Source organism: Pseudoalteromonas lipolytica, assembly GCF_900116435.1.
In the GTDB taxonomy this organism is placed as follows: Bacteria; Pseudomonadota; Gammaproteobacteria; order Enterobacterales; family Alteromonadaceae; genus Pseudoalteromonas; species Pseudoalteromonas lipolytica.
The window spans coordinates 275,793-290,539 of the sequence record NZ_FPAZ01000002.1 but is presented as its reverse complement, the minus strand read 5'-3'; the positions used below and the strand labels follow the sequence as shown (position 1 = coordinate 290,539).

The following is a 14,747-nucleotide window of genomic DNA, read 5'->3' as shown; positions in this document are numbered from 1 at the left end:
TATATTTGCATACAATTCCCTCACTCGTATTATCAGAGTGAACTCAGATCTAGATCAAACAACACACCCGCATCACTCTCTAATCATTCAAGATTGAATGATTAACTGTAGTCAGGAAATACCAACCTAATTAGACAGTGAGACTAGTAAAGCACTTGAAGGTTAAAAATTAGGTTTTTAAATACACAGAAGTATTAAAAGTAGGCTTTGTAGATGTTTAAGAGAACTAAATACACAAAAGGGAGTTAATAAATTAATTGGGTCTTTTATTAAGCACTTATATCTTGCAAAGTTAGTCTAACTTCAACGTAAATCCTAAAAAGAAGCTACGACCGCTTTTAGTTGTATTATAAGCACGATCATTAGAATCACTATACAGCTCTTGCCTTTCATCCGTCAGATTCAAACCTTCAAATGTGAGCTCAAGTTGATCAGAAAGCTTATACTTCGCCGAAAAGTCAATATAGTTTGTAGCATGATAACCAGACTCATCTTGGTCTGTATTACCAGACTCTACTGAAAGTATGTAGTTGCTCCTATAGGCCGATGAAACTCTCGCTTCCCAATCATCGGATTCATAATAAAAAGTTAGGTTATAACTTTGTTTTGACAAGCCCGCGAATGTTTTGAACTGGTTCTTACCGGAGCCTTGTACGTTGCGATAAAGGGTTTTTCCATCTGCCCAAGTAAAGTTTGCATTGATACCAAAATTACTAAATGGGGAAGGTAAGAAATCGAAGTCTTTTATTAATGAAACTTCGAAGCCTTTTATGGTGGATGAGTCTGAGTTAACTGGTTTTGAAACCATAAATAAGTCATCAATTGAGTCCCCACTTTGTAATAATGAGGGTGGTAACCCCAATTCACTGTATTTGATCAAATCGACTTGTTCAATGACAAAGTTATTTATGTTTTTATAAAATAATGAAAATGATAAAAGGCCTTGATCATTAAAATACCATTCGTAGGACGAGTCAATATTCACAGACTCGAACGGGCTTAGTTCAGGGTTTCCAATTGAAATATTCCCAATTTCACCTTCCGCTCTCGATGCTTGAGAAACATTCGCAGAATAAGACAAATCAGATAACGAAGGGCGTGTAATATTTTTACTCGTTCCAAATCTCAGCAACATCTCATCTGCAAAGTCCCAAACCACGTTGAAGCTAGGCAGCCATTTTGCGTAACTTCTATCACGTTGAGTTAGATTACCTTTTGAAAGCCCAATAGAGCTTAAATCTGTTTGAAACCAACGCAGGCCTATTTGGTAGTTTATAGGGTAAGTATCAGTGTTATTTTCTGATTTTAATACTGCATAGAAAGCGTTTGTTTTCTCTTCCACATTAAAATTTGTTGAGGGTATAACATACTCAGAACTCAATGAAAGATCGTTTAGGCCATAATAAGATTGAATTTCATCGATATCGGCTTCCACCCATTCCAAATCTGGATGTTGGCTAAACACCTGTGTGTTTTTCAATGACAATAACCCACTCTCACCATGTTCTGCTGATTCAGCAGCCGGATAATAAGAAAATACTCGGTCATGCCCTGAATTTTTTAAAGTACTATGAGTTAGGCCTAATTGCAGCTCTACCTCATGATTCACATCGTAAATAAGCTCTATTTTTGAGTTAAATACATTTGTGTCGACATAATTTTCCTGAAAATAGAGATCTTTTACTTTAAATTTTGAAGGATTAGTTGTATCAAAATTAGGTGAGTAACTAGTACCATAAAAAGGATCTTGCCTAAAATCAGTTATGATATGTAGATCATCCGCAATAATATTAACTTTATTTAATTTAGGCTGTTGATAGTCTGAGTCATTTGCCCCGATAACAAGGTTCAAACTCAAATCATTCTTTACAGTGTAATGTGTATCAATTGAAATTTGCTTGAAAACTGACTCATTAAAATCTTTACGGTTTTCAATTCTCCATGATGCATCTGGATACTCTGCATAAATTACTTCATTTTCAGTATTGTTTTCTTCCCAGATTACATTTGCTACGCGGTTGTTATTTTTAACCGCAAGATGATGTTCATCTAAGTCATTTTTTAGCGAGTTATACAGTAGGTGTATTGCAGTCTCGAATTTACTGTTAGGCTTAAATTGAAATGCAGCTGTAACTCCCAACCTTTTTTGATTGTTATTCCATAAGGAGTATCGATGTCCCCTCGGATACCATAAACCTAATCTATCGAGGTACTCTTGCTGGTGGGCTAGTTTACCAACATACTGTTTATTTTCTTGCCTCCAACGAGTTGTATTTGTTCCATATTCTGTAGCGTTCCTTTCAGAGTATGTCGTTAAAATTAATCCACCCCAGTTATTCCATAAACCAGAATACATCATAGATACTCGGGGATCTGATTGCGGATTATTTGAATTGATACCATGTCGATATGAAAAAATACTAACGGGCTTTTTTAAATCGAAAGGTAAGGGGGTGCTTAACGTTACATTACCGCCTATTCCGCCTTCAAGCATGGAAGCGACGTACGATTTTTGTACATCAACTTGGCTAAACAATTCAGCTGAAAATAAGTTAAAGTCAAATGCCCTAGTACGTGATACAGCTCCTCTAGCATCCATTGGCGATGAGGTCATGCCCAGAGCTTCAATGCCATTGATTGTTACTTTTGTAAAATCAGGTCCAAGTCCTCTTAATGATATTTGCCTTCCTTCTCCTGCCTCCCGCGTGATAGAAACACCTGACACTCGCTGTAAAGAATCAGCCAAGTTTAAATCCGGAAAATCAGCAATATCTTCTGCTAAAATTGAATCCTGAGAGATTAATGCCAGTCGCTTGAGCTCACTCGCCTTTTTTAATGAATCGCGAAATCCCATAACAACGATTTCTTCGGGAATAGGCGAGCTTTGAGAGACGAAAGTGTTTTTTAACACAGGCACGGAAGAAGGTTGTGATTTTTTTTGTTTAGGACAAATTGACAATACCCAACCAGAATTAATTTCACTCGCGCACAGTGGCGTCTCTTTAAGTAATTTAGAAATTAGCTGTCGCGCTGTAAAAGTTCCACTAACTGGGCCTGATTTATAACCTTGAATAAGGTTAGGATCATATAAAATTGTCTGTTCAACAGTTCGAGAAAACAAGTTTACAGCTTCCTCTAAAGACTGCTGTTCAAACCTAACCTGGTATTGACTCAGCTGTGACGCACATGCCCCACTCGACAGCAATAATAATCCCAATACCCAATATTTTATTAGCATAATCTCATGGCGTTAATATGAGGTAGTCATTGTTTTCTGAGATATTTAGTGAGTACATTTGACTCAACATATCTACAACTTGGTCTGTATCATCTAGACGAAAGCGACCTGCTACTTTCTGGTTCATTAGCTGCGTTGTTTTTAGAATTATTTTCTTTTTACTATATCTATTTAAATGCTCAATCAAATATGCCAAGTTTTGATCTGATATTTCAATCCACCCTGAACGCCAATCAACGATGTTTGCTAGATCAACTTTACTTATCTCACTCGTTAATTCAGCTTCAATACGAACCCTCTCACCTGCTTTTACGAGCGTGTGACGACCATTTACTCTGTTCTTCACTTCAACGATGCCTTCGTACACCGTTAATTCAGCAAAAGACGGGTGTGTATCGACATTAAATTGGGTTCCTACAGCTTTTATCTCACCAAAATCAGTCGACACAATAAAGGGCCGGTTTTTATCTTTTGCAACAGAAAAATAGGCTTGCCCGTCTTGGAGTAGAAGCTCTCTAGTTGATGACGAGTACGCAACTTTAATTGCGCCCGATGTTTGCAATTCTAATTGGCTTCCATCTGAAAGTTTATATGTTACAGACTGATTTTTAGCCGTTAATAAATAAGCTTCTGGCGTTTGCTGACTGGGGTAAAAAAATACGGCAAAGCACAATACAATAGCACTACAAAATGAGGCGACTAGCATACCAAATTGATATTTAGGTTTTGCTTTTATTGCCTTCAACTGTTTAAAAGCAATTTCAATATCAGGGTCTTGCCATGTTGCTAACATAGATTCAAAAATCTGCCTATTCTGTGGTGTTAAATCAAGCCACTTCATAAACCGGCGTTTTTGTAAATCATCGAGTTTTCCATCTGCGAGCGTATCAATCCACAATGCGGCTTCTTGGTACACATGCTCATTCATTTTTTGAGTGTCTTTTATTGGCATTTACTTTATCTTTTCATCTAGGTAGCGCTGAATATCGACCATTGCTCTTGATATATGACGTGTCACGGTTTCTGATGAGATATTCAGTTGATTCGCGATAGACTCTCGACTTTCTCCGTGTAACCTTCTTAATTCAAAAACACGCCGGCGCTGCTCTGGCATTCTCTCTAATGCTTGATAAATTAACTCTAGCTTTTGTGTTCTTTGTAAATTTAGCTCTGGATTTGTTTGAGTTGTTGAAAGTTCTTCAATTCCATCATCATTATGTGGTGTTCGTTGAGACAAAAGATTTTTAGCAATGCTGATAGCATAAGCAATAGGATTAGAGATAGGGCTTTTTTTAGCCTGCTCTAGCACACGAACAACTGATTCTTGATAAATATCCGCCGCTTCATCTGAGCATTGTGCTCTTCGAGATAAGTACCTTCGTAATTGACTACTTTCTGAAAGAGACTGCTGCTCACGTGGCTCTTCAACTTCAGGCATTTTGATTACACTTTTGGGATTTGTTTGCGACAATACAACAGCAATATTACAATTGTATTGTCGATTATAGTTCTGCATTTTCATAAGTTACTTTATGTACACAGGGTTGCTATAAAACCATAAGTCATCCCAAGGATTTTCACCTTTTAGATCAACTTCTGGTTCTAATTCGTTGAGAAGATTAGTTCCTCTAACCCTGATATAACCTTTTTTCGTTCCCAAGGGTAAAGTAAAAGACATCACCTGATAATCGCCTTGCTCTTTCCAGTCTTTAGGATAAAAGCGCTTCACTACTTTTGTTGTTGGATTAATGTTTTGCTTAATAAACTTTTTATCCTTTAATACCTCACCATAAATTAGATCTACTCTTGCTACAGAGGGGGAGTCACCATTAAAGTTTTTTTGTTTTGGGGTTTTAAATGCAATGTTTACGACAAGAGGAGCTGAGTTATTATTCGTTAGTGACTCTCCAATTTGTGCCTTTTGTTCACCTTGTGAAACAGAGACAAATAAGCTATCGATGAGATCACCTGTAGTTATAAACACATTTCCTGCTCTAAATGCCTCTAATACGCTAGCGTAATCTTTTTTAGCATACACATATGTTTTCGCATATTCTCCTGGCCAAAAGTCTGTGCGCCCTTCAGTGTAATGTGCATGGCTATCAGAAACAGCTGTGACACTCCATTTGCGCCCCTCACCCAATAAACTATCCCAAACACCCCCTACAATCGCCGACATTTGATCTGTTCCACCATGGGTTGGGTAGCCATAATATTCAGCACGTTCGGCTGTGGGGTCATTTGAACCATCAGGGTTAATACTTGCAGCCTGATGACCTGGAATTGCAGTCATACCAGTAATAACATCCGGTGCAGCATCTTGCCATTGACGCATCTTTTCAGGCGTTACTTTAGTAAACACATTTAGTTTTGGTGCTTGTCGTGAGGGGTGGTTAACTGCCAATATGGGCTTGGGTGACATTGTTTGCATATACTCAAGCGCTTTGAGCATAAACGCTTGCGTACCTCTTAAATACTCATGAGGTGATACTTCTCGACGATTAAATTTACTTTCAATTTCGAAAAGTTGTGCAGCCTCTTTTTCACTCTTTGGAATAATTAAACTGCCATGACGAGCAGATGGCATGTCAAACTCCATACCATAAAACTGTAATACCTGCGGAACAGCCTTTCTTGAATCTAGCAATTCTGGGTAAGCCTGCTCTAAATTCAGTTTACTGTGCCCGGGGCCACCATGGTCTGTCGTCACCATCCAATCTAAACCATGCATTTTCGCCATCGTCGCATTGAGCGCAGTAAAATAATGTGCGTCGCCAAAGAGAATTGGAGTCGGAGGGCTTGTTTCTAAGTTCCACTTTGCACTGTACTTACCGTGGATGTGATGATCACCGGCTAGCCAAGTCCTTTCTCCTTCAGGGATGATAAATTCTTCATTCTGGCTTTGAGGAGAATGAGTTGAACAGCCAGAAATAAAAGTTACAAAAAAAAGCGTATATCGATTAATCATTATAAAAATCTCAGCAAAGCCACAAAACAGGTGTTTTGTGGCTTTTAAATAAAGTTAAAATTCAGCTGTCAAGCCGAGCATATAAGTACGTCCACTTGTCGTCGTGTTATACGCTCTGTCATGTGAGTCGCTATAAAACTCTTCGCGCTCATCAGTTAAATTAATACCTTCAAGGCTTAACTTTACACTGTCTGTTAACTGATAAAATGCTGAAAAATCAATATATGTTGTACTATGGAAGCCACTTTCATCTTGATCACCACTTGATGACGCTCCTGCAATATAAGGACTACGATAAGCAGCTGAAACGCGCGCTCCCCATGAGTCAACTTCGTAATAAAGAGTAAAGTTATAACTATTTTTTGAGAGGCCTGTGAATGGCTTAGTTTGGTTATTACCTTCAACCCCGTAAATGTCACGATACATAGCTTCACCATCGGCATAGGTATAATTTGCGACGATACCCAAGTTGTTAAATGGTGCACTTAAAAAATCAAAGTCTCTAGAGAATGCAATTTCAGCGCCTTTGATTTTTGATGAATCCATATTTTCAGGCCGTTGTAAGTAAAATATACTGTCCATCGACTTATCCGCAGGTAGCAGTTCTGCGGGTAAACCTAAAGATGAATACACAACTTCCGTTGTTGTACTTACAATAAAGTTATCAATGTCTTTGTAGTAAAAAGCAGCTGATGCGTAGCCAACATCTTCGAAGTACCATTCAAACGAGGTATCAAAGCTCACTGACTCGAACGGCTCTAGTTCAGGATTACCCATATTCACGCTAGTAATCGCCTCACCGGAAGTTTGAGACACTGTCGCGTTATAACTTAACGAGCCCAGTGAAGGACGAGTGATGTTCTTACTGGCAGAAAAGCGCCATAAAATATCTTCATCTAGCTCATAAACCATGTTTAAGGTAGGTAATATATCTGAGTAGTTTCGCGTTGACTCAATATCGATACCATTTGAGATACCCGACGCTTTAATTTCTGTATCAAAGTAACGCAGGCCAGCACTAACATGTAAAGGCTTACCTGCTATAGAACTTTCAAATTGATACTCAGCATAAGCAGCCTGGGTTGTTTCACTTACTGGAGATTTGTCATTTTCAGTTAGCATTGAGGCGTCGATTCGATAGTTAGATAAACCATAAAAATCTAGTAATGCACTTAAATCGCCTTGTACCCATTGATGATCAGGATGCTGAGTAAATACGTTTACAAGGTTATCGTCTAAAGTAAGAATACCTGTATTTTGATTCGCAATATTTTGCGCGTTACTTTGCGTAAGTTGGTAGGCACTGTTTTCAAACTTTTTATAATTTAACCCGAACTTCACTGTGCCGGAGTCACCTACTAAATAAGTGAAATCAACTTTAGCTGTATCAAAATCATTTGTTATGTAGTCTTCTTGAAGGTAAATATCTTTTATCTCGAACTGATCACGGCTTGTCGTATTAAAATCCGGCGAGTAGCTAAGGCCATAAAATCTGTCCTGGGTAAAATCAGTAATAATGTCAACTTTACCTTTTGCATGAATATTAGACTTTTGAACTCGTGGTTGATCAAAATCTGAAGAACTCGTTCCAACGAGTGCCATCATGCTTAGGTCATCATTTAAGGACCAATCCAAAGTTAGCGTATATTGATCAAATACAGACTCGTTATATCGTGCTGAATTTTCATTACGCCACGTTGCATCTGCGTAACTCGCATAGATGACTTCCTTTTGCCCATCATTATCAATCCACTCTAAATCTTTAACTGTTTTATTATCTTTTACCGCAGAGTGATGCTCATTTTGCTCGTTTTCTAATTTCGCATGTAATACATCAAGCGTTAAACTTACGTCATCACTTGGCTTAAATTGAAGTGCGGCCGTAACACCCAATCTTTTTTGATTATTGTTCCATAAAGAGTATCTATGACCTCTTGGAAACCAAAGCTCTGTAGAATCCAATTCAGCTTGAAGTTCAGTGTTACTTTCATCTGCCGTTATTTTTCCACCTTCTTTACGCCAACGAGTTGTATTTGTACCGAACTCAGTTGTTGAGCGCTCGCTGTAAGCAACAGAAGCTAATGCACCGAAATTCCCCCAAGTATTAGAAAGCAAGCCTGCAAAACGCGGGTCAGTTTCTTCGCTATTATCGTTATAACCGCCTTTAACTGAAATTGCCCCCTTGGCACCGTCATAATCAAATGGTTTGGCTGAATACAAACCAACAGTTCCGCCGATCCCCCCTTCTTCTTGATCAGCAGAAAATGTTTTATTCACGTCGATACGGTTGAACAGTTCTGCTGCGAATACATTAAAGTCAAAACCACGTGTTCGACTTACTCCGCCTTTAGCATCCATAGGAGATGATGATGTTCCCATTGCCTCCATGCCATTGACTTGTACGCGAGTGAAATCAGGGCCGAGACCACGCAAAGAAATTTGTCTTCCCTCACCGGCTTCACGTGTAATAGTCACACCTGGTACACGTTGCAGCGCATCTGCTAAATTCAAATCTGGAAAATCTGCGATATCCTCAGCCAAAATAGAATCTCGGGCAATCATTGCCTCTCTTTTCATATCTTTTGCTTTGATAAGAGAGCGTCTGAAAGAGGAAACTTCAATCACTTCCATATCTTTTATTTGCTCATCAGCTTGTGCAGCTACTTGGGGAGTAATACTTAACGCCGATAAAATAGCGCTTGAAATAATGCTTTTCTTTAATAGAGTGTCCATAAAAATTCCGTGTTACTGGTTAAATAGTTAAATGGCAGAACACTCTTAAAGAGCTTTTTTTTTCAAAAAGCAGACAATTTTTATGATGAAGAATTTATTACATAGGCTGTTTTCTATGAAGATTACATATAGCGAAAACACATACCCTCCTAAAGTGAGCTTTAAGAAGGCGAACTTACAAAGGGATTAATTAATATTTATTTCTTTTATATCAGTTAGTTGATATTTAAAATAATACTATCACGTAGTATAAATTCCAAAAAGATTATAGTTTGATTGCCAAGGACATAAGAAAGCATATTTATTTTACTCTATTCCAAAATAGAGCTTACAAGAGTAATGTCGAGAGAGATAACTGTAGGCTCCCCTACATGAACGAGGAAGTTGGTATATTTATAGCTTTAAAGCGCTAATCTATCTATTTTTAAAACAACGGCTTCGTTCATGCATATTCAGTGCTTAGCTACTACAGCAGCAGGAGTGAAAATTTATCATTTTCTGGCCTACACAGGTTTTTAGGCACATTGGTGCCTAAAGACTGGTTCTAAACTGCCCGACGGCCTCAACAACTTCCTTAGCCCCTTTTTGAATATCATTAATAACAGAGCCTGATTTATTCGATAACTCCAAGGCATCTTTGGCCTCAGCTAAACTCGACTCAATTTCGGTTACAGCATCTTGAGTAAGCGCTTTATTCTCAGACACGACGTTGATTATTTGCTCTGTGGCCAAACTCGTTCTTGATGCCAGTTGCCTAACTTCATCTGCAACAACGGAGAAACCTCGTCCTTGGTCACCCGCCCTCGCGGCTTCGATAGCAGCGTTTAATGCCAGCAAATTAGTTTGATCGGCAATACCTTTAATACTTTCGACTAATTGAGCAATCTTAGACGACTGTACGTCGAGGTTATTAACACTTTCGCTGGCTACTTCGAGTTTCTTTGATAAGTTATTCACTGTAACAATTGTTTGCTTTACGACACCTAACCCTATTTCAGCGTCGGCATCTGTTCGTTTAGAAATGTCATAAGCAATACCAGCCGTTTCAGATATTGCAAATTCTCTTTGCATCTGATCGGTTATTACTGTTGCAAACTTTACGACTTTATAGAGTTCTCCATCATTGTTATGAATTGGATTGTACGAGGCTTCTAACCATACTTCGTTACCGTAACTATCTAATCTTTTAAAACGATCAGAAATAAACCGTCCGTGTTTTAATTCAGACCAAAACTGTTTATAAGCGTTCGATTTAGCTTCTTCAGGGTCGCAAAACATACTGTGGTGTTTACCCAATATTTGGCTTTTGGAGTAACCCATAGAGGTCAGAAAGTTATCATTGGCGTTTAAAATAATACCGTCTAAGCTGAATTCGATAACCGCAGATGAACGACTCAAAGCCGCAAGCATATCTTCTTTTTCTCTTGATTGAGAAATAGTGCGCGTAAGCTCTGCCGAGTAAACAGCTAACTCATTATTAATTGGTTGTACAATACTTCTAAGCCATAACTCACGCCCAGACTGCGTTACGAGCTGCAAAGCGCCATGCCAATGGCTCACTTTTTTTATGGCTGAAAGCATTTTTTGTGTGTGAGGTTTTTTGAGCGACTTTTTAACAATCAGGTCATTGAAATTTAAACCAACAAGCTCACTTTCTTTGTATTCTATCGCGGTTGCAAATAGTTGATTAACTTCGAGAATACGGCCATCTTTGCTTAGCAAAAAGTACAGCATTTCCTCTTTCAATTCTTGCTTTATATTTTCAAACTCAACTGTTTGCTTTTTTAATTCAGCAATTTCAGACAGCAACTTGCGATTAGTGAACCACATAAACTGGTTTCCTTTAGGTTACATACGCTAAAAGTAGAGCACTCAGAATCAAGTGTCTAGGAAGATTACGTTTTTTGCCAATAACTGTATTTAATAAAGGTAAGGCATGACTACATAAAAGGTCGGGTGAAATGAGGTTATACGTGTAAAACACGACCCCATGTGATTAACGCTGTTTCATACATTGAGAGATTAATTAACTTTAACGATTAATAAAAGTGTTATACGAAGAACTGGAGGGTTTTGATCACGACTGATTAAAGTATTTTACTCTTGCTTTTATTTTTACAATAGCGTTTTTACAGTGAGCGCTGCGTTTTAATATCCTCAGATAGGTGCGCTCACGTTAATTTAGCTGACTTTAAATACACACTAAAACACGTTTCGTGCTCGTCGGAGTAAACTTTTATCGCGCCATCATTGGCCTCTGCGAGCGCTTTAACAATGGCTAAACCGAGCCCCACACCATCACTGTGTTTTTGTCTTGATTTATCCGGCCGATAAAAACGGTCGAACAAATACGGTAAATGTTCAGCGGGTATTTTCTCACCGGGATTCACAACCGAAATACACACTGTATCTGCGCTTACTTTTTCGCTTTTAACTGAAATTGAAGCCCCTTTTGGGGTATACCGAATAGCGTTAGAGAGTAAGTTTGATAACAGCTGTCTAAAATGTAACTGATCACAGTAAAAACGCAGGTTTTCACCCTCTGTTTTAAAACAAATACCTACTTCTTCCGCCAACGCATCAAAGTAGTCAAATAGCGACGCTATCTCGTCATGACTTTGCAAAATTTGTTGTTTTGGCTTTATTAAACCGTTCTGAGTTTTTGCAAGCCACAGCATGTCATTGACCATTTTTGTTAATCTTTCTAACTCTTCAAGATTTGAGAATAACAGCTCTTGATAGTCAACAACCGCTCTTGATTTTGATAAGCCCACCTGCGTTTGGGTAATGATATTTGTTAAGGGGGTTCTTAACTCATGAGCTATATCGCTGGAAAAGTTAGATAAGCGAATAAACTCACTTTGCAGCCTATCTAACATCACATTAAAAGACTGCACCATGTTTTCAAGCTCAACAGGAACATTATTATGATCTAACCTGACATCCATTTTATTGGTTTGTATATCAAGCATTTTTTGAGTTAACCCACGTAAAGGGTTAAGACCTTGATGTATAGCAATCCATGCGACAAGCAACACTAACACAGCCGAGCCTAACATAATGACCCATAAACTCTGTTTAAACTGGGTTAAAAAGCGCAGATGGAAGCTCATATCAATCGCAACGGCTATTTTATAATGCTGTTTAGATGTCTCTAGCTCACTGACTAATGCACGATACGCCTTACTGCCTGTATGCCATGTAATTATGTTCTCCTTTTTAAACCCCTGAGAAGCTTTCGCGCGCATTGCTAATTCAGTAAAATCATTATGGGAGCTTTGATATACAAGCTCTCCCTCTAACGTATTTACTTGGTAGTACACCCCATGATGCCCAACAACAGCAATCGACAATGCGTTTTCAAGCTGTTTTTGTGATTGAAAAGGCTGTGATAATACAGACTCAACTGATTGCGTGATAACCTGTAACTCGCCACTGTCTTGTTGCAAAAAATGATGCTCTATTGAGCTATTTATGAGTGAGGCCACAAAGGTGAAACAGCCAATAATTGTTATTGCTACAAATAACAAAACTCGCATCGTTAATGACAAGGGTCGCGTGCTAACTCGCATTAGGCATTGCCTCTAACTTGTATCCCATCCCTCTTACTGTGTGTATTAGCTTTACTGTAAAATCATCATCCACTTTGCTGCGAAGCCTTCTTATTGCAACATCAATCACGTTGGTATCACTATCAAAATTCATGTCCCACACTTGTGAAGCGATTAATGAACGAGGCAGTACTTCCCCTTCACGGCGCAGTAATAGCTCGAGTAAACTAAACTCTTTATTACTTAAGGTAATGCGTTGGCCTGCACGTTGAACTTTTCTTTTTGGAATATTCATTTCTAGGTCGGCTATTTTTAAGACATCTTCTACTTTTTGTGTGCCGCCTCGCCTAAGTAAAGTGCGCACTCTTGCTAACACTTCAGAAAATGCGAATGGTTTAATTAAATAATCATCAGCCCCTAGTTCAAGTCCTTTAACTCTGTCATCGACACTGTCTCGCGCTGATAAAAAAAGAACAGGGGTCTGTTTTTTTGCTTCGCGAAGTGATTGTAAAATTCGCCACCCAGATACATCAGGTAACATCACATCGAGAATTATTACGTCAAATAATTCTGTCATGGCTAAATGATGACCATCGAGTCCATTTCGCGCTAGTGACACTTGAAAACCGGCTTCAGTTAAACCTTGTTTTAGGTAATTTCCTGTTTTTAATTCGTCTTCAACTATTAGTAAGCGCATTTCAATCCTTCATCAAAATCATAGCCGTTATTATTATGGTGTTTTAATCACAACAGCAACATGACACCAAGATTACAACTTTGTCATGTTCACGTCATGCTGAAGACAGGTCAACTTTCTAAACTTATGGCATGTTTTTCTATTTATTAACAGAGTCAGTAATCGTTTTTTACGTCACACTTTGTTGCAATCTGTTTAATTTTTAATAACAAGTAAGAAGGTAATTATGAAATTTTTTAAGTATGTCGCATTCATGTTCGTACTAACAATGCCATTTATGGCATCGGCTCATGTCTCAGTAACACACACTCTGCCACAAGATAAAGCAATGTTAATGAGTAGCCCTGAGCAGCTATCGCTCGCGTTTAGCGGAAAAGTAAGATTAGCAAAAATAGTCGTTCAAGATGCACATAAACAACCAATCGACTTCGATTTTAAGCCTACAGCAGCTCCAAGTAGTGATTTTAGTTGGCCACTGCCGCACTTAAAGCAAGGCAATTACACGGTAAAATGGATCGCACTCGGTGGTGATGGCCATAAAATGACAGGGGAATTCACTTTCATGATCCATGCTACAAAGCATAGTAATAAAACAAAAATGCCAGAAAATGGCCATGGTAATCATAATCACTAGCCTTAGGTCATGACAATGCAATTTAGTGAGTGGTCGCTGCTTTTACTGTTAATGAAACTAGCAAACTATACGGCTATAGCAGCACTTGCAGGTACATTACTGATACGTTTTATTAGCCATTTTCACCTTAATGGAAACCAGCATACTGCGTTTTTATATTTCTTGAAGCACTGGCAAATCAAATGTTTAATGGTTGGTTTAATAGCAGCTGTTTTGCAAACACCAATAGAGGCAGGTGCCATTGCCGAATCAGGTTTTATGGGAATGTTAGATCGCCCAATGCTCGAGATTGTTTGGTACTCGGTAATTGGCGAGCAAGCGCGTTTAAGGATTGTTAGTTTCTTAGTCGCACTTATGGTTGCCTCCTTGTGGAATGTGAAGGCAGAAAATAACAACGCAGAAAAATTCAACTTTGCTCTTATGCTAATCATAGCGGCTCTTATTGCGTATAGTTTTTCTATTACTGGTCACAGTGCCAATGAAAATGCCTTAGTAAAAAGTATTTTGACCTTTCATCTTGCGGCTTTAGCCTGTTGGATTGGCGCATTATGGCCATTGCTTAAAAGCTGCACCTTGCTTATCAAAACCGACGTTGAAAAAATAATGCATCACTTTGGACAAATGGCCATCATTATTGTCGTTGTATTGCTTGTGTCTGGCTTGGCGCTTTTACAACAGTATCTGCACTCATTTTCTGCATTATTTACTTCAACTTATGGCCAATTAATTTTACTGAAGTTACTGCTTGTCAGCGCCATGCTTTTGCTTGGCGCATGGCATAAACTATTTTTAGTCCCTAATATTAACCGGCAACGGTATTTTGAAACCTTAAAAGGCTCTATCGCTGTTGAAATGGTCATAGCGCTTTTTGTACTTATCACAACAAGTGTTTTTACCACACTTGTTGGCCCTCCTATTTAACTATG

10 protein-coding genes are annotated in these 14,747 nt (G+C 38.5%); 2 read left to right on the top strand and 8 right to left on the bottom strand.

Features of this window, described 5'->3' with window-relative positions:
- Window positions 1-292: 292 nt before the first annotated feature.
- From BM378_RS02790 to BM378_RS02755, 8 genes are all read right to left on the bottom strand, one after another.
- On the bottom strand, window positions 293-3,238 hold the full coding sequence (locus tag BM378_RS02790) for a TonB-dependent receptor (protein ID WP_074988544.1): 2,946 nt from the start codon (window positions 3,236-3,238) through the stop codon (window positions 293-295).
- A gap of 4 nt (window positions 3,239-3,242) precedes the next feature.
- Window positions 3,243-4,190, bottom strand: a complete 948-nt coding sequence (locus BM378_RS02785) for a FecR family protein (RefSeq protein WP_074988543.1) — start codon at window positions 4,188-4,190, stop codon at window positions 3,243-3,245.
- Window positions 4,191-4,760, bottom strand: coding sequence for an RNA polymerase sigma factor (locus tag BM378_RS02780; RefSeq protein ID WP_083202742.1), 570 nt, complete (start codon window positions 4,758-4,760; stop codon window positions 4,191-4,193). It abuts the gene before it with no gap.
- 3 nt (window positions 4,761-4,763) lie between these two features.
- Window positions 4,764-6,206 carry a CehA/McbA family metallohydrolase domain-containing protein gene (locus tag BM378_RS02775; protein WP_074988542.1) on the bottom strand — a complete coding sequence of 481 codons (1,443 nt, stop codon included), beginning with the start codon at window positions 6,204-6,206 and terminating at the stop codon, window positions 4,764-4,766.
- A gap of 54 nt (window positions 6,207-6,260) precedes the next feature.
- Window positions 6,261-8,939 carry a TonB-dependent receptor gene (locus BM378_RS02770; protein WP_074988541.1) on the bottom strand — a complete coding sequence of 893 codons (2,679 nt, stop codon included), beginning with the start codon at window positions 8,937-8,939 and terminating at the stop codon, window positions 6,261-6,263.
- A gap of 531 nt (window positions 8,940-9,470) precedes the next feature.
- Window positions 9,471-10,769 carry a methyl-accepting chemotaxis protein gene (locus tag BM378_RS02765; RefSeq protein ID WP_036972379.1) on the bottom strand — a complete coding sequence of 433 codons (1,299 nt, stop codon included), beginning with the start codon at window positions 10,767-10,769 and terminating at the stop codon, window positions 9,471-9,473.
- A 341-nt stretch (window positions 10,770-11,110) separates the two neighbouring features.
- Window positions 11,111-12,511 (bottom strand): heavy metal sensor histidine kinase, encoded by a 1,401-nt coding sequence (locus BM378_RS02760; RefSeq protein WP_036972380.1) that lies wholly within the window; start codon window positions 12,509-12,511, stop codon window positions 11,111-11,113.
- A complete protein-coding gene (locus BM378_RS02755; protein WP_036972381.1) occupies window positions 12,501-13,187 on the bottom strand; it encodes a heavy metal response regulator transcription factor in 687 nt (228 codons plus the stop codon). Before BM378_RS02755 ends, BM378_RS02760 begins: the two co-directional genes overlap by 11 nt.
- A gap of 226 nt (window positions 13,188-13,413) precedes the next feature.
- On the opposite strand from BM378_RS02755, the gene BM378_RS02750 reads away from it, so the two are divergent.
- Together BM378_RS02750 and BM378_RS02745 are read left to right on the top strand one after the other, a co-directional pair.
- Window positions 13,414-13,821: a copper resistance CopC family protein gene (locus tag BM378_RS02750; protein ID WP_074988540.1), complete on the top strand. Its 408-nt coding sequence runs from the start codon at window positions 13,414-13,416 to the stop codon at window positions 13,819-13,821.
- A gap of 15 nt (window positions 13,822-13,836) precedes the next feature.
- Window positions 13,837-14,742, top strand: coding sequence for a CopD family protein (locus BM378_RS02745; RefSeq protein ID WP_074988539.1), 906 nt, complete (start codon window positions 13,837-13,839; stop codon window positions 14,740-14,742).
- Window positions 14,743-14,747: the final 5 nt, after the last annotated feature.